The organism is Bradyrhizobium sp. (genome assembly GCF_049586575.1).
Lineage (GTDB): Bacteria > Pseudomonadota > Alphaproteobacteria > Rhizobiales > Xanthobacteraceae > Bradyrhizobium.
The window spans coordinates 1-18,659 of record NZ_JBAVCF010000149.1; the positions used below are offsets into that span (position 1 = coordinate 1).

The window sequence follows — 18,659 nt, forward strand, 5'->3', positions numbered from 1 at the left end:
CTTCTTGGAAGTGTCGCCCTTGACCGCGACCACCGCGCAGTTGATCAACTGCGCCGCGTCATAGGCCTGCGCGCCGAAATAGGTCGGGAGCGCGGGCGCATATTTCTTGCGGTAATCCGCGACGAACTTCTTGTTCTGCTCGTTCGGCAGGTCGTTCACCCACTCCTGCGCACCGGGAATGCCGAGCGCATTGTCCTTCTGCAAGGGCAGCGACAATTCGTCGACGGTGAAGGCGGTATAAAGCGGCATCTGCTGCTTGAGACCGGCCTGCACATATTGATTGAGGAACTGCACCCCGGCCGCGCCCGGATAGAACACGAAGATCGACTCCGCCTTCGAGTTGCGCGCCTTGGTCAATTCAGCCGAGAAGTCGAGCTGGCTCGGCCACACCGTATATTCCTCACCCAGCACCTGGCCCTTGAACGTGCTCTTGACGCCCGCCAGCATGTCCTTGCCCGCGGCATAGTTGGGCCCGATCAGGAACACCGATTTGACGCCCTTCTGGTTCATATAAAGACCCATCGCCGCCGGCGTCTGGTCGTTCTGCCAGGAGGTCGAGAACACATAAGGCGAACACAGTTCACCCGCGAGCTGGTTGGGGCCGGCGTTCGCGCTGATCAAGAAAGTCTGCGAATCCACCGCGGTCTTGAGCGAAGCGAGCAGCACGTTCGACCAGATATAGCCGGCGATGAAGTCGACATGATCGGACTGCACCAGCTTTTCGGTCTTCTGCTTGCCGATATCCGGCTTCTGCTGGTCGTCCTCATAGATCACTTCGACCGGCTTGCCGCCCATCTTGCGGCCGAGATGGTCGAGCGCGAGCTCGAAGGAATTGCGCATGTCGTTACCGATGACAGCGGTCGGACCGCTGAACGTCGAGACAAAACCGATCTTGATCGTGTCCCCTGCCACCGCGGGTTGAGCCAAAGCAAGCGCAGCTACGCCCGCAAGCCAGAATGCCATTCTCATGTGATGTCCCTCCTCCGTACTCTTTTTCTGCCCACTTGTTCCTGCCCAGGTGGCCAGCCGTTAGCGCCGCGCTGTTTGAGCCAGCGCTTTCCACGCCTTTGAATGCCTTGTTTTGTGCGCGAAATCGCGGGCCCACAGCAAGCACGAACCGACGGCTCCCTCTTTGAACCTTCGGACCATACCGCAGCCGCATGCACCATAATTCGCCGCGGTCGCCGGAGGCAAGAATTATAGTGCTGGTTTTCGGGTTCGGTTTCGGTCGTTCGGCTAGCGAACAATCGGCTTTCGCAATCGGCCCATCGGAAATCCGGCCTTGAGCGGGGCCGCCGAACGCTTACACAGAGAGGAGAGCCGTTCGAACGTGGGGCGCCATGAATTCTCCAGCACTTGATCGGAAAGACGCGCATTGCGTGGTGATCGTGGGCGCCGGCTTCGGCGGGCTGGAATGCGCGTTGAGGCTAAAGGGCGCACCGGTCAAGATCACGCTGATCGATCGACGGAACCACCACCTGTTTCAACCGCTGCTGTATCAGGTTGCGACCGCTTCGCTCGCCACGTCCGAAATCGCCTGGCCGGTCCGACATCTGATGCGAGACAGGAGCGAGGTCACTACCCTGTTCGCAACAGTCAGCGGCGTCGATGCCGACAACAAGCGCGTGCTGTTCGAGGATGGCGATACGCTCCCTTACGACACGCTGGTGCTCGCGACCGGCGCGCGCCACGCCTATTTCGGCCACGACGAATGGGAGCCGTTCGCGCCCGGACTGAAAACACTCGAAGACGCCACCACCTTGCGGCGACGAATCCTGGTCGCCTTCGAACGCGCCGAACGCGAAACCGATCCCGAGAAGCGCGCCGCGCTTCTGACCTTTGTCATTATCGGCGCCGGCCCGACCGGCGTCGAGCTCGCCGGCACCATCGCCGAACTGGCACGCGACACGCTGCGGCCCGAGTTTCGCAATATCGACACCCGTCAGGCGCGCGTGGTGCTGATCGAGGCTGGGCCGCGCGTGCTGGCGGGCTTTGCCGACGATCTCTCGGCCTACGCGCAAGCCTCGCTGGAAAGTATCGGCGTCGAGGTGATGCTGGGACAGGCCGTCACCGAATGCTCCGCCGACGGCGTCATCTATGACGGCAAGCGCCTTCAAGCGCGGACCTTGATCTGGGCTGCCGGCGTGCGCGCTTCTCCTGCCGCCGAATGGCTGCATGCGGCGGCCGACCGCGCGGGACGGTTGCAGGTCTTGCCTGACCTTACCGTACCCGGCCATCCCGATATCTTCGCGGTTGGGGACACCATCGCGATCGCAGACCGGGAGGGAAAGCCGGTGCCGGGCATCGCGCCCGCTGCCAAACAGCAGGGGCGTCATGTCGCCGCATCGATCAAGGCCCGGCTTTCAGGACAAACGTCCATGCCGTTTCGCTACAGCCATGCGGGCAGCCTGGCCCAGATCGGCAAGCGCAAGGCGGTGATCGATTTCGGCACGATCAAGCTGCGCGGGACCTTGGCGTGGTGGATCTGGGGTATTGCCCATATCTATTTCCTGATCGGCCTGCGCAACCGGCTCGCCGTCGCCATCAGCTGGCTCTGGAGTCACGCGCGCAACCAGCGCGCCGCGCGCTTGATTACGCAAGGCTCCAGCAAGGTGGGACGCTAGAGGGACGGCGGGCAAAACGCTGCCCATAAAACCGGCAGCGAGCCATGCGAAAGCAGCGCTTCCGATAGCGTGGCATTCCTTCAAACACTTGATATGACTGAGCCATCGCCGGAGATGAGCCGACCCAACCAACGTACACAATGGCACACCAATTGCTTCAAAACGGAAGACATCTCTACGTCTTCAGAACCCGGTCCGTCATGATGCTTCCGCCCTCATCCACCGGGATTCAAACCGCCCGCACGCCGCGTCGGGGCGAAGCGTGACCGAGACCGTCGCTGCCATCGTTGCTGCGCATCGCGCAGGGAGCCAGTCGCCGGCGCAGACCGTCGCGCGCAGTTTCAAGCGCATCCGCGAACACAACGACCCCGCCATCTTCATCAGCCTGCGTGACGAGAAAGACGCGATTGCGGAAGCGGAGCGGCTGGCCGCAAAGGATGCCGGCGCACTTCCACTGCTCGGTATTCCGGTCGCGGTGAAGGACAATATCGATGTCGCGGGATTGCCGACGACGGCGGCGTGCCCGGCCTATGCCTACACGCCGACGCGCGACGCCACCGTGGTGGCGCGGCTGCGCCAGGCCGGCGCCATCATCATCGGCAAAACCAATCTCGACCAATTCGCGACCGGCCTGGTCGGCGTGCGCTCTCCTTACGGCATTCCGACCAATCCGATGCGCGCCGATCTCATTCCGGGCGGATCGAGTTCGGGATCGGCGGTCGCCGTCTCAGCCGGGCTGGTGCCGCTCTCACTCGGTACCGATACGGCGGGAAGCGGCCGGGTGCCGGCGATGCTCAACAATATCGTCGGGTTGAAGCCGAGCCTCGGCCTGGTTCCGACCACGGGCGTCGTGCCGGCCTGCCGTACCCTCGATTGCGTGTCGGTGTTTTCGCTCACCGTCGACGACGCGATGTCGGCGCTCTCGGTGATGGCTGGCCCCGACCCATCAGATCCTTTTTCGCGTCACCGGACGCTTTCGAGACTGAGTCCGTTTCCGCAAGGCCTGCGGCTCGGCGTGCCGCACGACGGCCAGCTCATCTTCTTCGGCGACAAGGCGCAGGAAGCAGCCTACGCAGCGGCGCTGGAACGATGGCGTTCGCTCGGAGCCACCCTGGTCGACTTCGATCTCGGGCCGTTCTATGAAACCGCGCGGCTGCTCTATGAAGGGCCGTGGGTAGCCGAGCGCTATCTCGTGATCCGCAATCTTCTGGCGTCTTCGCCCGATGCGATTCATCCGGTGACGCGGGAGATCACAATTGCCGGTAGCCGGATTTCGGCCGCCGACACGTTCGCCGCACTTTATCGCTTGCAGGCGCTGCGGCGCACCGCCGAGCACGCCTACGCCAATATCGACGCGCTGGTATTGCCGACCGCGCCGACCTCCTATTCGACAGCGCAGGTGCTGGCCAACCCGATCGAACTCAACTCAAGGCTTGGAACCTATACCAACTTCGTCAACCTGCTCGACCTCTGCGGCCTCGCTCTGCCGTCGGCGATCCGCACCGACGAGATTCCTTTCGGCATCACGCTGCTGGCGCCCGCCGGCCAGGACGCGCAGCTCGCCAGCATCGGCCGCGTCTTTCAGGCGCACACGAAACTGACGTTGGGCGCCAAGGGCGTGGCGGCACCGTCGCTGGCCGACCTTGACCAGACCTTGACCGGCGACGAAATCCCGATTGCCGTGGTTGGCGCGCATCTTTCCGGAATGGCGCTGAACGGTGAATTGAAGGAGCTTGACGGCCGGCTGGTCGAGGCGACTTCAACCGCGCCGGATTACCGGCTCTATGCGCTAGCCACCACGCCGCCAAAACCGGGACTGCTGCGCGTCGAAGCCGGCGCCGGCGTGTCGATCGAACTTGAGGTGTGGGCGCTGCCGGCCGTGGCGTTTGCGAAGTTTGTCGCCGCGATCCCACCGCCGCTATCGATCGGCACGGTGCGCCTGAAGGACGGCCGTGGCGTGAAGGGCTTTATCGTGGAAGCTGCCGGTATTGCCGGTGCGCGGGATATTTCCGAGTTTGGCGGTTGGCGCAGCTTCATGACGAAGGCGGCGGGATAGACCGCGAAAGATGTCTTACACCGAAACCGCGTAAAGCTCGTATTCGCCGTGCACCCGCTCGATATGTGCGCGCATCGCGCTTGCCGCGCCGTTGCGGTCGCCACGCAGAATAGCCACCACGACGCGGTCGTGCTCGGCATGCGATTGGGCAAGCCGTCCGAGATTGCGGAATTGGGCGCGGCGGAATGGCTGCACGCGTTTGCGCGTCGCCAGTGTGATCTCGGCAATATGGCCGTTCTGCGCGCCGGCATAGATCGCATTGTGAAAGTGCTCGTTGATCGCGTGAAAGCGATCGGGATTGCCGGCATGGCTCAGCACCCGCAATTCCTCGTGGATAGCCTCGAGCCGGTGGCGTTCGGCCGGCGTCATTCGCTCTGCGGCGAGACCCGCACACAGCGCCTCAAGCTCCGCCATCGCCTCGAACATTCCGCCGAGGCGTTCGATCGACGGCTGGGCGACCACCGCGCCGCGATGGGCACGCGCCTCGATCAGCCCTGAAGCCGCCAATTGCCGCAACGCTTCACGCACCGGCGTGCGCGACACGTTGAAGCGCCGCGCGATCTCGGTCTCGTCCAGTGCCGCGCCCGGCGCCAACGCGCCGCGCACGATCTCGTCGGCCAGTTGCAGGCGCAATTCCTCGGCACGCGTCAGCTTGTCGGCGCGTACGCCCGGGCCACCGGGACGAACGGTCGTTTTGGCTGCCCCGATGGAGCGAAGCAGCGCGCGATCTGGAATATCCTCAAGGCTCATGCCTTTTGATCCCGTGGCTCATCGATCACGCTGACATGCGCGGCCACGATTCTCCACCCTTGCGGAAACCGCACCCACGTCTGCATCTGCCGTCCGGCCTTGCCTGGCGCCGTGTCGCGATAGAACAAGGTCGAGGCGACCGCCATGTCGCGGCCGTAGGTCGTGATCACGGTGCGCTCGATCCGCCGCATCAGGCCGACCGCCGGGCGGCCCGCACGAAACGCCCTGATCTCCCGATAGCCGTAGAGGTTTTCGCCACCGCCATAGCGAAGCGTGCGCGGGTCGTCGTGGAACAGTTCGTCGAGCACCGCAACGTCGTTGCTCACCAGCGCCTTTTCATAACGCGCAAATTGCGCAGTCACCTCAGCGAGCACATCGGGAAGATCGACCTGCATCTCAAATCCCCCTCAAATGTCCCTTTGGTCGTGGCGCGGACACCACCCCTTCGCGCTCCAGCGCGGATGCGACCCGAAACGCGATATCCTCCCGCCATGGCGCGGCGATGATCTGCACGCCGATCGGCATCGGCTCCAGCGGGACCGGGACCGCGATCACCGGAAGGCCGATGAAGGAGATCGGCTGGGTGTGGATGCCGATATTGGCGCGTACCGGCATTTCGACTCCGTCGAGGGTGAAATTCACCTGACCAAGCTTTGGCGCGACGCAAGGCGTCGCCGGCGCCAGAATGACGTCGACCGATTTGAACAGCTCAAGGACCTGCGTACGATACCAGCGGCGAAATTTTTGCGCGCGATCGACCATCGGGGCCGGGATCATCGCACCCGCGATAAGACGGTCACGAACGGCGGGATCGAAATCCTCCGGCCGTGTGCGCAGCCGATCGAGATGAAGCGAGGCGCCTTCGCACGTCGAAATGACATAGGCGGCAGCGCGGGCGCGGGCGGCTTCCGGGAATTCCACCATGCGGTTCACGCCGAGTGCCTTCGCGACCCGGCCTACCGCCTCGATCGCTTCTGGAAAGACATTTTTCCGGAAATAGCCGCCGGCGGTTGCGATGCGCAGATCGCCGATGCCCTGGGCGAGCGACGAAGAGACCGGTTCCGGCGGCAGCGTCGTGCAGGCAGCATCGGCAGTATCCGGTCCCTGCATCGCGTCATAGGCGAGCGCGAGGTCGCCGACCGAGCGCGCAAGCGGGCCGACGTGATCGAAGCTGAAGACAAACGGAAACGAGCGCGCACGGGAGAGCCGGCCGTAGGTCGGCTTCAATCCAAAGATTCCGCAAAACGACGACGGCACCCGGATCGAACCGTTGGTGTCCGAGCCGAGCGCCAGCGGCACCAGCGCGCCGCCGACTGCGGCACCGGAGCCGCCCGACGAACCGCCGGTCATGCGCGTTACATCATGCGGATTGCGCGACGGACCATCGTGGATGTTTTCGCCGGTGAAGTCATAGGCGTATTCGCCCATGTTGAGCGCGCCGACCAGCACGGCGCCGGCGGCTTCGAGCCGCTCGATCAGTGTGGCATCGCGAGTGGCAGCGGGAAGATCGCGGTTGATCTTCGATCCAGCGCGGGTCGACAGACCTCTTACGTCGAACAGGTTCTTTACGGCAAACGGCACGCCGGCAAGCGGTCCGGGATTTTTTCCGGCCGCGAGCGCGGCATCGACTTCACGAGCCTTCGCCCGCGCGCGTTCAGCGGTAACGTCGGTAAATGAATTCAGAACTGAATCGTGCTTGGCGATCCGTGCCAACGCCGCTTCGATGGCATCGAGGGCTGAAAACTTCTTGTCCTTGACCGCCTGCGCGATGTCGAGCGCAGACATCCCGTCTCCGGCGCCTGTCATCGCGTCACGCTGTGAAGACATCGGCGGGCTCGGCGTCGTCAGGTAACGCAAACTCGTCGACCAGTCGCGCCAATCTCATGGACACTTCGAGATTGGCCCGCACCGCAGGTTTCCAGGCCTCCTTGACCGGAAGCCTCAGCGCCTTCGAGGCGGCATCGATATAATCATCCAGCGAATCTTCAGCCATTTCAACCTTTGTTCTTTCGTTCTTCCGTAACCTGAGCGGCAGCGCGGATGGGGAAATAGTCGTCAGCAATCCCTTTGTATAGGCATTCTACGCGTCGCCCAAGATCCGGTCCGCAGCGTCCCACCTGCGATCCTCCGGTTCGTGGATGCTCGAATAGCCGCACGATCTTCAACTCCAGACAGCCGGTTCGTCGCGCTTCAGGCATCGCTCCCGGATGGCGCCGTCCGACGCGAACGATGCTGTCCTCGACGACATCAGACAGCTCCTTGTCGGGCAACGAGCCGGCCTTCATCTGCGCCACTACTCCAAGACGTATCGCGGGGTGCCCGCACCACCGCGCCGACGGCGTTGCTCGATACGGGTTTGAGAAAACCGCAGCGCCTTCTGGAACGGATGTCGCAAGGTTCGTGCCAAGGCCTAGGGCTTCGTTAACTACCGTTAAATCACTGATTTTATTAGCGGATCGTGAGCCGACTCCGCGCGAGGCGGCGATATGGGCGCAAAAACCCGTTGGTGCAAAGCGATAAACTTGCTGAACAAATGAGCAGATGCCGGCCGCTCGCCGCCTCACTGTTGGCCGGCGATGGCCGGTTCGAAAGGCGGGCCGCACGTGGCCGTCACGCGCCCACAGCGCGGCGGCTTGAGCGAATTTATGCTCTAAAATCCAACGTGAGATCGTGTTGAACCTTTTTTCTCCGCCATCGACCTTATTACGAGGGGGTAAGTTGCCTCTGTTCATCGGCGCCGGCATTTCACGGACCACCGCGATCATGGCCGCGCTGCTTCTGACCGCGGTCACGATGACTGCGCCGGCACGCGAATTTCGCGCCGCCCCAGAACGGGGACTACCCGACCGTCGAGGCGCTTCGCTTCATGGGCCGGCTGATCGAGGAGAAAACCGGAGGGCGATTGCAGATTCGCGTGTTTCATTCGCGCCAGCTTGGCGAGGAGAAGGAAACGATCGAACAGACCCGCGCTGGCGCAATCGATCTCAATCGCACCAACGTGGCGCTGATCGGAACCTTTGTACCGGCCATGAATGTGTTGGCAATGCCGTTTTTGTTTCGCTCCATCGAGCATTTGCAGAAAGTCCTGGATGGCCCGATCGGCGACGAAATCCTGGGCAGCTTCGAGCCCTATGGATTCGTCGGCCTCGCTTTCTACGATTCCGGGGCAAGGTCGATCTACAACCGCGTCAGGCCGATCCGCACGATCGCCGACATGAAGGGCTTGAGGCTTCGCGTGCAGCAATCGGAGTTGATGTCCGACATGATCAGGGCACTCGGCGCCGTGCCGATTGAGCTACCGTATGGTCAGGTGCGAACTGGCTTTGCCACCAAGCTGATCGATGGCGCGGAACCAGGCGGCCGGTGTGACAATCGTCAGTGACTTCGACCGCAAGCCGTTCGAAGCGGCCATGGCCGGCATCTACGCCAAGGCCCTGCACGATCCGGCCGCAACCGCGCTGATCGAGCGAATTTGCAAGGTCGACTGAATTGGATCAGACCAACAACCAGCACGGGACCATGGATGCGCCGGCGGGTTTCGCGGGGCGCGGCCATTCGCGGCTGGTCGCGCTGGTCCGGGCGGTGCCAATCCGCTGGCGCATCCTGTCGATCGCGGCGCTGAACTCGGCGGTCGTCGTGGTGCTGGTGGCGCTGATCTGGAACGGCGTCCAGGTGCTGGGGTCGGCCTGGGACGATGTGCGGCAGGTGCGGGAATCCGACAAGATCCTGGCCACGCTCGAGAGTGAAACCGGCCATCTGCAAAACCTGATCCATCGCTACATCAACCAGCCAAGCCCTGAGACGTTCGCCGAGATCTCACATTCGCGCGAAACCGTGCTGGGCACCCTGAAGACACGGGCCTCGACCGACCCGATGCTGTCGGGGTCGGTCGAGCGGTTTGAGCATGTCACCGAACGCTTTCTCAACGGCTTCAGCCAGCTGCGCGCGGTACAGGCGACGATATCGAAGACCTATGAAGACGAGGTCCTCACGCCGGCCCGCGACATGGCCGGGCTTTATTCGATCATCGAGGGCGCAACCGGCCATCGCGATGCGCTGATCTGGCCGTCGCTTGGCAAATCGCGCGAGGCCTTCACCGCGATGCTGGTCGCCGCCAATTCCTATTACCTCTCGCTTGCGACTGCCTCGGCCGAAGAAGCCAGCCGCAACACCGAGACCATCCGGCAGACTATTCCCGTGATGATCGACCTTGCGGACAACGATCTGCAACGGATGGCGCTGCAGCGTCTGGATACGCGCGCCAAGGCGCTCAGCGAAGGGCTCACCAAACTGTCGTCGCAACTCACGAGCCGCACCGAATTGCTGAGCGACGCGATCGATGCCAGCCAGGTGAAGGCGTCCGACATCATCGACGAGCTATCCGTCAAAATGAGACAGCGCGAGCAGAAGGCGCAGGAAACCTTCGACCAGACGCTGGCCGATATTTCCCGAAAAGTGCTCTCGATCGCCGTGATCTTCCTAGGGATCATCATCACTGCCGGCGTGTTGATCGCGCTCTCGATCCGTCTACCGCTGCAGCAGATCATGACCGCGATGCACGCGATCACGTCGGGCGACTTTAACCGCAAGGTCCAGGGCACCGGCGCCAAGGATGAGGTAGGCGAGATGGCGCGCGCGGTAGAAGTGTTCCGCGAGAACGCCATTGCCAAGCGCAAGACCGAGGACGAGTTGCGCGCGTCCAAGGAAAAGGCGGAAAACGCGTTGCACGAACTGAATGCCGCCCAGCAAAACCTGATCGACGCCGAACGCCTGGCCGCGCTCGGCGGCCTGGTCGCCGGCGTCGCGCACGAGGTGAACAACCCGATCGGCATCAGCCTGACGGTTGCTTCGAGTTTCGCCCGCCGCGCTGAGGCCTTCGAGGCCGAGCTGAGCAGCGGTAACGGGTTGCGGCGCTCGCAGCTCGACGAATTCGTCAAGACCTCGCGCGATGCCGCCCAGCAGCTCGTGGGCAATCTGCATCGCGCCGGCGAACTCATTCAGTCCTTCAAGCAGGTGGCGGTGGACCGCTCCCACGCCGAGCGGCGGACGTTCAGCCTCGCCGAGGCGACCGACCAGATCATCGCAAGCCTGCGCCCCGCGCTGAAGAAGGCGTCGATTGCGCTGTCGGTCGAGATGCCCGAAAACCTCGTCATCGACGGCTATCCCGGCTCCTACGGCCAGATCCTGACCAACCTGTTCCTCAACGCCGCCAACCATGCCTTCCCCGACGGGCGCTCCGGCACCATCACGATCTCGGCCAAGCCGCGCGGCAGCGACGATGTCGAGATCATATTTGCCGACGACGGCGCCGGCATGACCCCCGACGTTCAGCGGCAGGCGTTCGATCCGTTCTTCACCACGCGCCGCAACGAGGGCGGGACCGGACTTGGCCTGCACATCGTGTACAATCTCGTCACCCAGCAGCTGGGTGGCCGGATGATGCTGGAGTCAAGGCCGGGACAAGGCACCACGTTTCGCATTATCATGCCTAAAGCTGCCAAGGGCGGTCAGCCCATCGAAACCCAGGATCGCGACAGGACCTCTTCATGGCCGAACAGGACGATGTCCTCCACCTGATCGACGATTCCGGCGCCGAACCGGAAGTCCCGGGCGCGCGCAAATGGAAAATCGCGGTCATCGACGACGATCAGGCGGTGCACGAGGGCACGCGGTTTGCGCTGAGCGACTACAGCCTCAACGGACAAGGCCTCGAAATCCTGTCGGCCTATTCCGGCAGCGAGGGCCGCGCGCTCATGCGCGCGCATCCCGATATCGCCGCCGTGCTGCTCGACGTCATCATGGAGACCGACGCCGCCGGCCTCGACCTCGTGGAATATATCCGCAACGAACTTCGCAACGAGACGGTCCGCATTATCCTGCGCACCGGACAGCCCGGACAGGCTCCGGAACGTCGCGTCATCGTCCAGTACGACATCAACGACTACAAGGCGAAGACCGAGCTCACGGCCGACAAGCTGTTTACCTCGCTCACGGCGGCGTTGCGCAGCTACCAGCAGCTCGAGCGCATGGTCCAGACCCGGCGCGGGCTTGAGATCATTATCGACGCCGCCTCGACGCTGTACGATTTCAAATCGATGCAACGCCTCGCCGAAGGCGTGCTGACGCAGATCGCCTCGCTCCTCAATGTCGATTGCGCCGGCATTCTGGTGCTGCGCGACGGCGGTGATATCGGTGGCGATTTCTCCGTGCTGGCCGGTTCGGGCTGCTACAGCCGCTTCATCGGCACCTCGGGCGCCCAATCACTCGACACCGATTTGCGCTCGATGGTTGAGGCCGCCTTCCGGCGGCGCAAGCATGAATTCGTCGATCACCGCACCGTGCTCTACGTTCGCACCGGCAGCGGACGCGAAGTCGTGGTGCTGCTTCAGGCCGAGCGGCCATTGTCGGAGACCGACCGCTCGCTGGTCGAGATTTTCGGCAGCCGGCTTTCGATCGCGTTCGACAATGTCATCCTCTACCAGCAGCTTCAGCAGGCCAACACCCAGCTCGAGGACCGCGTGGCGCAACGAACCCGCGCGCTGATGCAGGCCAATCGCCGGTTGTCGGCGCAATGGCTGCGGCTGCAACGCGCCAACGGCTTCAAGAACGAAATTCTCGGCACCGTCGCCCACGACCTGAAGAATCCGCTGAGCGTCATTCTCGGCCGCACCGAAATGCTGACCGAGCTGATCGCCGCCGGGTCCTCGCGCGACAACGTCAATGCCCAGGTCGATCACATTCGCGACGCGACCAAGCGCCTGACCTCGATGGTCGATCACCTGATCTCGGACGCAATGGCGGACGCCTTCGACATCACGATCCGCCGCGAGCCAGTCGACATCGCCGCTTTGGTCGGCGAAGTCACCGACGCCAACCAGCCGTTGGCCGTCAACAAGCAGCAATCGATTACGGTTTCGGCCGCGCCTAACCTGATCACGGCGTGCGACGTGGACCGGATCCGCGAAGCCATCGACAACCTCATCAGCAATGCCATCAAGTACAGCCCCGTCGGCGGCAACATTTCGGTGCAGGTCGACCAGGATTCGAATAACACCGTGATTCGCGTTGTCGACGAAGGCGCCGGGCTGTCGCCGGAGGATATCGGCCGGCTGTTCGGCCGTTTCCAGCGGTTGTCCGCCAAGCCCACGGCGGGCGAAAGCTCGACGGGCCTCGGCCTGTCGATCGTCAAACGCATTGTTGACATGCATGGCGGCGAAGTTACAGCCAACAGCGCCGGACCCGGACAGGGCTCGACGTTCACCATCACCTTGCCCGCGGAAGCGTAATCCCATGAGCCAAAGTCCGCACATCATCATTGTCGACGACGAGGCGCCGGCCCGCGAGATGGTCGGCGACTACCTCAAGATGCACGGTTTTACCGTAACGCTTTGCGACGGCGGCAAGAGTCTGCGCGGCGCTATCGAGGCTGGCGTGCCTGATTTGGTGGTGCTCGACCTGAACATGCCGGAAGAAGACGGCCTCTCGATCATTCGAGACCTGAAGAGCCGCACCAACGTACCGGTGATCATGCTGACGGCCACCGCAAGCCCGATCGACCGTGTGGTTGGACTCGAACTTGGCGCCGACGACTACGTCGCAAAGCCCTGCGAATTGCGCGAACTCATGGCGCGTATCCGCTCCGTCTTGCGGCGAAGCACGCCGGCCCGGACACAAGCCGATGCCGGGGGCGCGAAGGCGAAGGATGCGCTGGTCCGATTCGGAACCAAATGGCTCGATCTTCAGGCGCAGGCGCTGCGCGACGATGAAGGCAACGAGCACCCGCTGACGGCTTCCGAATTCGGGCTGCTCAAGGTGTTTGCGGCCAATCCGAAGCGCGTGCTGTCGCGCGAGCGGCTGCTGGAGCTTGCCAACGCCCGCGACAGCGAAGCTTTCGATCGCGCCGTTGACCTTCGCATCATGCGAATTCGCCGCAAGATCGAGATCGATCCGACCAAGCCGGCCGTCATAAGGACGATTCGCGGCGGCGGATACCTGTTCTCACCCGCCGGCGACAAGACCTGAACGGTTGTCGCTTCAAACACGCGCTGAGCGCCCTGTGGGAAAGCCGCTTTTCCCACACAACGGCTCTGGAAAAAGCGTTCGCGCGAGGATCATACTTAAACCATAAGCTCATTCACGATGGCGATCCGGCTTCTGGCCCAGAGCGCCTTCGCGCCTGTCATTCGCGGCAGGCGCCGCGTTGTACGTCAAGGACTGCCGTTCCGATGCTTTCTCTGTTCCGTGCCATTTTCCGCTCTTCGAATACGTGCCTGCTCCTGGTGCTGACGGCGATCAGCATGGCTCAGACAGCGGCAGCAGCCCCCGCGCACAAGAAGGTCTATCTGCTACGCGGATTGACCAACGTTCTGTCACCGGGGATCGACCAACTCAACGAAGAGCTCCAGCACCGAAACATCGACGTGACCATCGCCAATCACGCATTTTCGGATGCGCTGGCCCACGAAGCCATCGAGGACTGCAAGAGCGGGCGGATCAGTTCTGTCGTACTGGTCGGTCATTCCCTCGGCGCGAGCGCGGCCGTAAGCATGGCCGAGCAGATGCGGCAGGCCGGTCTTCACGTCGCCCTGATCGTGACGATCGACCCCGTCATCAAGACGGTCGCCCCCGATAATGTCCACCTTCTGAAGAATTTCTACCTTTCCACCGGGGTCGGCACCGCGGTGGAACGCGACGGACACTTCCACGGCACGCTGCAAAACGTCGACATGGGAAAAACCAGTTACGGACATGTCTCCCTGACGGCCGCGCCGGCGATCCAGAGCCAGGTGATGCACGACATCCTCACCGCCAATTCGAGCTGCCGCTGACGATTCGACGCCGAAAACGACCGGCCGGGGGTCGCCGGCTATCTTTGCAGGCTTTTGTTCCCTGTAGCCCGTGACCACTGCCGTCCCGGCCAATAAAAATTTATCTTCTTAAATTTGCTGGCTTTTTTCCGCCGATTGTTTCGTCGCAGGCGTTGCGACGAAACAATTTTCCCGCCCACGAAACCATTTTCCCCTTTTCGTGCAGACGTCCCGAAACTTTCGCTGACTACCAATGGGTCAACAAAGCGCCGCCACAGGGCGACACCGGGAGAGCGTCATGCCGAAAGTCGTTGCCATCAATGCCGCAGTTCAAAGGGGCATCATCGCCGCTCAGGCGACGTCCGACGAGGCGCTGCTTGAAAGCATTGCCGAGGGCGGTCCTACCGCGATGCATACGCTTTATTCCCGCCATCACGTGCGGGTTTATCGCTTCATCCTGCGAATGGTGCGGGACACCACTACCGCTGAGGATTTGACCAGCCAGGTTTTCCTCGACGTGTGGCGTACCGCAAGCCAGTTTCAGGGGCGATCCCAGGTATCGACCTGGCTCCTGTCCATCGCCCGTTTCAAGGCGCTGACCGCGCTGCGTCAGCGCCGGCACGAGGACATCGATCAGGAGGAAATGCTTGAGATTGCCGACGAGGGCGAGACACCGGAAGCCTGCCTCGACCGCTCTACCACAAGCGCCATCCTGCGCGCCTGCGTGGCAAAACTGTCGCCGGCGCACCGGGAGATCATCAACCTCGTCTACTATCATGAGAAGTCAGTCGAGGAAGCCGGCCTTATCATCGGCATTCCCCCGAGCACGGTGAAGACCCGAATGTTCTATGCCCGCAAGCAGCTTGGCGACCTGCTCAAGGTAGCCGGCGTGGAAAGTCTGGCCGCTTAAGCCGCCCCACCGCGTCATCGCGCATGACAGAATCCGCGCCGCAACCGCGGCGTCGGATCACTGTCATATTCAAGCGCCCGATGCTGCAGCCCTTGCCCAAACCGCCTTGAAAGGTTGCTTTTTGAAAACAGCCGCCTTGCCTGTAAACAAGGTGCGGGACCGGGATGTCCGGCTTGCTTGCCATTATGCCGCCCCTGAGATTTGATGGGAAGCAATTGGCATCATCGTTGTACCGGCCCGGCGACTCCGGCGACCGAGCGGTGGGGAGAGCTTGAATGACAAAATTTCGTCACCTGATCTGCATGACGATTGCGGCGGCAGGCCTGATGCTTTCAACCTCGCACAGTTTTGCGCAACAGGCCGATCCCGGCGACCAACCCGGCCTGATCGCCGATGATTCCTACGAGCTCAATCCGGAGTGGCAGAAGCAGATGGTGTATTACCGCACCACCGAGCCCCCGGGCACCATCATCATCTCGACGGCTGAGCGGCATCTCTATCTGGTGCAGCCGGGCGGACGCGCGCTGCGTTATGGCATCGGTGTCGGCCGCGACGGGTTTCAGTGGCAGGGCTTGTTGACCATTACCCGCAAGGCCGAATGGCCTGACTGGGTGCCGCCGCCGGAAATGATCGAGCGCCAGCCTTACCTGCCACGTTTCATGGCCGGCGGACCAGGCAATCCGCTCGGGGCGCGTGCGATGTATCTGGGGTCCACGGTCTATCGCATTCACGGCACCAATCGTCCGGATACGATCGGCACCAAGATATCGTCCGGTTGCTTCCGGCTGGTCAACGCCGACGTCGCCGATCTCTATGACCGGGTCCCGGTGGGCACCAAGGTCGTGGTGCGGCAAAGGCCGGAACTGTGATTCCAGCATATTTCTAAAAAGCCATTTCAACTTCCCGACGGGGCGAGGGACAGATCATGCGGACATTCCGAGGCGGCCTGCTGATTGGGCTATTGGTCGCCGTTGCGGTCGCGGCTGTTGCCGTCACCTACGAGTTCTATGACACGCGCACGCTGAAGCGGACCGTTCGCCGCGGCGAAGTGCTGTGCGGCGTCAACAAGGGGCTGCCTGGCTTCTCGATTCCCGACGACCAGGGCAACTGGACCGGGTTCGACGTCGACTTCTGCCGCGCGGTCGCATCCGCCATCTTCGACGACCCGAAGAAAGCGAAATTCATTCCGCTCGATGCCAACGAGCGATTCCGGGAATTGCAAAATCGCAAAGTGGACATTCTCTCGCGCAACTCGACCTGGAGCCTGTCGCGCGAGACCGCCTACGACCTCTATTTCCCGGCTGTCGCCTATTATGACGGCCAGGGCTTCATGCTACCCCGCTCGCGCAACATCGATTCCGCACTCGACCTCAATGGCAGCAAGGTTTGCGTGCAGGACGGCACCACGACCGTACTCAACCTCGCCGACTACTTCCGCGCCAACAACATGAAGTACGAGGAGAAGAAGTTCGGCAAACTGGACGACGTCGTCAAAGCTTATGAATCCGGCCAGTGCGACACGCTGACGGCCGACGTATCCCAGCTTTATGCGTTGCGGCTCAACTTCGCCAAGCCGGGCGAGCACACGATCCTGCCCGACGTGATCTCGAAGGAGCCGTTGGCGCCAGTGGTACGGGAGCGCGACGACGATTGGATGCTGATCGTGAAGTGGACGCTTTATGCCATGATCAACGCCGAGGAGCTTGGCGTCACCTCCAAGAACATCGACGAGGCGCTCAAGTCCAAAAAGCCTGACGTGATGCGGCTGGTCGGGACCGAAGGCAACTACGGCGAGGAATTGGGCCTGACAAAGGACTGGGCGGTTCGCATCATCAGGCATGTCGGCAACTACGGTGAAGTCTATGAGCGCAATGTCGGCTCGGAATCCAGGCTGAAGATCCCGCGCGGACTTAACCAGCTCTGGAGCGCCGGCGGCATTCAATACGCGCCGCCGATCCGGTAGTCCTCTCGCCATTGCGAGGAGCGTGAGCTTCGAGCATCCAGAATAAATCCTCTGCCAGGACTGGATCGCTTCGCTGGCGCTCGCGATGACGATCGTCAGCAACGCGGCAATCAAAGAACAAGGAGAAAAAGATGCGGCTGAAATTGCTTTCGCCCGGGGAAATGAGCGCCGAGCAGAAACAGACCTACGACGAAGCGATCGCCGGCAAGCGCGGCAGGCCGCCGGCCCCGATGATGGCCTGGCTCAATAGTCCGGAGATGGCGCGTCACGCCACGAGGCTTGGCGAGGTGTTGCGCTTCGACACGATATTTCCGGCCAAATTGTCCGAGATAGCCATCCTCGTCACGGCGCGGTACTGGACCTCGCATTACGAGTGGTTCGCCCACAAGCGCCTCGCGCTCGCGGGCGGGATGGATCCCCAGATCGCCGACGACATCCGCGATCGCCGTACGCCCACATTCGACGATCCCAAGGCGAAGATGATCTACGACGTCGCCAAATCGCTGCACGAGGGTCACGGACTGGCCCGCCCACTCTATGACGAAGCCGTCAACGTTCTCTCCGAGCGCGGGGTCGTGGAGGTCATCGGCCTTTGCGGCTATTACACCCTGGTCTCGATGACGCTGAACACCTTCGAATTCGGCCTGCCCGACGGACAAATGTCCGAGCTTGCGTGAGCTTTGGCCGCTCCCTAAATGCTAGCAGTCACCCAGGGGAGTAGCCATGTCGCAAAATCCGCCCATCGTCGCCGGCACGAAGATCGGCCATGTTCATTTGAAGGTCGCCGATCTCGATCGCGCGCTGGGCTTCTATTGCGGCATCCTTGGCTTCGAGCTGATGCAACGCTATGGCACCGACGCCGCCTTCATCTCGGCGGGCGGGTATCACCACCACATCGGGCTGAACACCTGGGAAAGCAAAGGCGGCCATCCGCCTGCGCCGGGAACGACCGGGCTGTTTCACACCGCGATCCTGTATCCGACCCGCCCGGCGCTGGCAGATGCACTGTATCGCGTCACCAGCGCCGGCATCCCGCTCGACGGCGCCAGCGACCATGGCGTGAGCCAGGCACTTTATTTGCGTGACCCCGACGAAAACGGCGTCGAACTTTATTGGGACCGGCCGCAAGCCGAGTGGCCGCGCGCGGCGGACGGTTCGCTCGCGATGTTTACGAAACGACTGGATATCGAAGACCTGATGCGGCAGCGCGTCGCCTAGCTCTGATGCGTCATGCGGGCCTTCGGCGGAGCATGATGATGGCGGCCGCCATCAATTCGAGCGCAATGCAGCCGTAAAACGGCAACGTGTAGGACCCCGACAAGTCGCGCAGCGCGCCGATAACGCCTGGCCCAAAGGCATAGGTCACCTGTGTGACCGCGGTCAGCAGGCTGATCAACACGCCAAACGAACGGGCATCGAACTCGCGCTGCACGATTAACGACGGCAGCGTGATCAGGTTGCCGACTGAAAACCCGAACACAGCGCAGGCGGCGATCAACACCGTTTCATTGCGACAATTGATAACGACTGCAAGCGCCAGCGCCTGGCT

Annotated in this window: 19 protein-coding genes and 1 pseudogene; 13 read left to right on the forward strand and 7 right to left on the reverse strand. The window is 62.4% G+C overall.

The window, feature by feature from the left end; translation table 11 throughout:
* The coding region (locus WB528_RS05480) for an ABC transporter substrate-binding protein (RefSeq protein ID WP_423887413.1) at positions 1 to 969 on the reverse strand (969 nt) is incomplete at its 3' end.
* Positions 970 to 1,340: 371 nt separating this feature from the next.
* Here WB528_RS05480 and WB528_RS05485 point away from each other — a divergent pair.
* Positions 1,341 to 2,624 carry an NAD(P)/FAD-dependent oxidoreductase gene (locus tag WB528_RS05485; protein ID WP_423887414.1) on the forward strand — a complete coding sequence of 428 codons (1,284 nt, stop codon included), beginning with the start codon at positions 1,341 to 1,343 and terminating at the stop codon, positions 2,622 to 2,624.
* A gap of 262 nt (positions 2,625 to 2,886) precedes the next feature.
* Positions 2,887 to 4,680, forward strand: a complete 1,794-nt coding sequence (gene atzF, locus WB528_RS05490) for an allophanate hydrolase (RefSeq protein ID WP_423887415.1) — start codon at positions 2,887 to 2,889, stop codon at positions 4,678 to 4,680.
* A 15-nt stretch (positions 4,681 to 4,695) separates the two neighbouring features.
* On the opposite strand, the gene WB528_RS05495 is transcribed toward atzF, so the two are convergent.
* From WB528_RS05495 to WB528_RS05515, 5 genes are read right to left on the reverse strand one after another with little or no spacing between them, the layout of a single operon-like run.
* Positions 4,696 to 5,430, reverse strand: a complete 735-nt coding sequence (locus WB528_RS05495) for a GntR family transcriptional regulator (RefSeq protein ID WP_423887416.1) — start codon at positions 5,428 to 5,430, stop codon at positions 4,696 to 4,698.
* Positions 5,427 to 5,825 (reverse strand): oxalurate catabolism protein HpxZ, encoded by a 399-nt coding sequence (gene hpxZ, locus WB528_RS05500; RefSeq protein WP_423887417.1) that lies wholly within the window; start codon positions 5,823 to 5,825, stop codon positions 5,427 to 5,429. The genes WB528_RS05495 and hpxZ overlap by 4 nt, the downstream gene beginning before the upstream one ends.
* A 1-nt stretch (position 5,826) precedes the next feature.
* Complete coding sequence (locus WB528_RS05505; protein WP_423887418.1) at positions 5,827 to 7,215, reverse strand: AtzE family amidohydrolase; 1,389 nt, start codon at positions 7,213 to 7,215, stop codon at positions 5,827 to 5,829.
* A gap of 25 nt (positions 7,216 to 7,240) precedes the next feature.
* Positions 7,241 to 7,423: a DUF4089 domain-containing protein gene (locus WB528_RS05510; RefSeq protein WP_423887419.1), complete on the reverse strand. Its 183-nt coding sequence runs from the start codon at positions 7,421 to 7,423 to the stop codon at positions 7,241 to 7,243.
* A gap of 1 nt (position 7,424) precedes the next feature.
* Positions 7,425 to 8,195, reverse strand: coding sequence for a hypothetical protein (locus tag WB528_RS05515; protein ID WP_423887420.1), 771 nt, complete (start codon positions 8,193 to 8,195; stop codon positions 7,425 to 7,427).
* Positions 8,196 to 8,296: 101 nt separating this feature from the next.
* Here WB528_RS05515 and dctP point away from each other — a divergent pair, with 101 nt between their 5' ends.
* The 11 genes from dctP (at position 8,297) to WB528_RS05570 (ending at position 18,328) form a co-directional block, all read left to right on the forward strand.
* Entirely contained in the window at positions 8,297 to 8,812 is a 516-nt protein-coding gene (gene dctP / locus WB528_RS05520) for a TRAP transporter substrate-binding protein DctP (protein WP_423887421.1), read from the forward strand.
* A complete protein-coding gene (locus tag WB528_RS05525) occupies positions 8,796 to 8,918 on the forward strand; it encodes a hypothetical protein (protein ID WP_423887422.1) in 123 nt (40 codons plus the stop codon). The genes dctP and WB528_RS05525 overlap by 17 nt, the downstream gene beginning before the upstream one ends.
* A gap of 31 nt (positions 8,919 to 8,949) precedes the next feature.
* Positions 8,950 to 11,007 (forward strand): ATP-binding protein, encoded by a 2,058-nt coding sequence (locus WB528_RS05530; protein ID WP_423887431.1) that lies wholly within the window; start codon positions 8,950 to 8,952, stop codon positions 11,005 to 11,007.
* Complete coding sequence (locus WB528_RS05535) at positions 10,977 to 12,716, forward strand: ATP-binding response regulator (protein WP_423887423.1); 1,740 nt, start codon at positions 10,977 to 10,979, stop codon at positions 12,714 to 12,716. Before WB528_RS05530 ends, WB528_RS05535 begins: the two co-directional genes overlap by 31 nt.
* A 4-nt stretch (positions 12,717 to 12,720) precedes the next feature.
* Complete coding sequence (locus tag WB528_RS05540; RefSeq protein WP_423887424.1) at positions 12,721 to 13,452, forward strand: response regulator; 732 nt, start codon at positions 12,721 to 12,723, stop codon at positions 13,450 to 13,452.
* Between the two features lie 275 nt (positions 13,453 to 13,727).
* Positions 13,728 to 14,258, forward strand: a complete 531-nt coding sequence (locus WB528_RS05545) for a hypothetical protein (protein ID WP_423887425.1) — start codon at positions 13,728 to 13,730, stop codon at positions 14,256 to 14,258.
* A 277-nt stretch (positions 14,259 to 14,535) separates the two neighbouring features.
* On the forward strand, positions 14,536 to 15,147 hold the full coding sequence (locus WB528_RS05550; protein WP_423887426.1) for a sigma-70 family RNA polymerase sigma factor: 612 nt from the start codon (positions 14,536 to 14,538) through the stop codon (positions 15,145 to 15,147).
* 275 nt (positions 15,148 to 15,422) lie between these two features.
* Entirely contained in the window at positions 15,423 to 16,016 is a 594-nt protein-coding gene (locus WB528_RS05555) for a L,D-transpeptidase (RefSeq protein ID WP_423887427.1), read from the forward strand.
* Between the two features lie 56 nt (positions 16,017 to 16,072).
* Complete coding sequence (locus WB528_RS05560) at positions 16,073 to 17,110, forward strand: amino acid ABC transporter substrate-binding protein (protein WP_423887428.1); 1,038 nt, start codon at positions 16,073 to 16,075, stop codon at positions 17,108 to 17,110.
* A gap of 131 nt (positions 17,111 to 17,241) precedes the next feature.
* A complete protein-coding gene (locus WB528_RS05565; RefSeq protein ID WP_423887429.1) occupies positions 17,242 to 17,787 on the forward strand; it encodes a carboxymuconolactone decarboxylase family protein in 546 nt (181 codons plus the stop codon).
* A 46-nt stretch (positions 17,788 to 17,833) separates the two neighbouring features.
* On the forward strand, positions 17,834 to 18,328 hold the full coding sequence (locus WB528_RS05570; RefSeq protein WP_423887430.1) for a VOC family protein: 495 nt from the start codon (positions 17,834 to 17,836) through the stop codon (positions 18,326 to 18,328).
* A gap of 10 nt (positions 18,329 to 18,338) precedes the next feature.
* Here WB528_RS05570 and WB528_RS05575 read toward each other — a convergent pair.
* Positions 18,339 to 18,659: pseudogene (locus WB528_RS05575) on the reverse strand (MFS transporter); the annotation flags it as partial.